Here is a 415-nt window from a genome sequence, read left to right as displayed (position 1 = left end):
TTTCTTCTTTCAACATCTGCCAGCCCACAAGTTTGTACTGTGTACCGACTTCTAAGCCCTCTAAGGTTACGGTATCAATGATTGTAACGTCTTTTCCAGCTTCAAGCTCTTTGTTGCCGTCCTTATCCATAGCAGACGTATGAATTTTGATGATACGCTCTGTGATAAGTACCGTTTGCCCGTCGTCCTCAATGTCCTTATGTTCCGCAACTTTCACGGGTTCGTCTGGATTGCTTAAATCATACAATTCTTCAAAGGTAACAAGGTTTTTGCCACCTAAAGAAGACGCATTGAATGTATAGAAAATTTCCACTTTCATTTCTTCATCATCAGCGACAAAGGTATAGTCATTTTCCACACGTTTCCCGTCAATGATAAGCTCGGCGTTTTCTTCCTTTAACATCTGCCAGCCTTT

Annotated in this window: 1 protein-coding gene; it reads right to left on the bottom strand. The window is 41.4% G+C overall.

Annotation, left to right across the window (positions count from 1 at the left end; genetic code table 11):
- The coding region (locus LJD34_RS16205; RefSeq protein WP_227360387.1) for a VaFE repeat-containing surface-anchored protein at nt 1-415 on the bottom strand (415 nt) is incomplete at both ends.

This window comes from Faecalibacillus sp. MSK20_93 (assembly GCF_020589945.1).
In the GTDB taxonomy this organism is placed as follows: Bacteria; Bacillota_I; Bacilli_A; order Erysipelotrichales; family Coprobacillaceae; genus Faecalibacillus; species Faecalibacillus intestinalis.
This window is presented reverse-complemented; position numbering and strand designations above follow the sequence as displayed.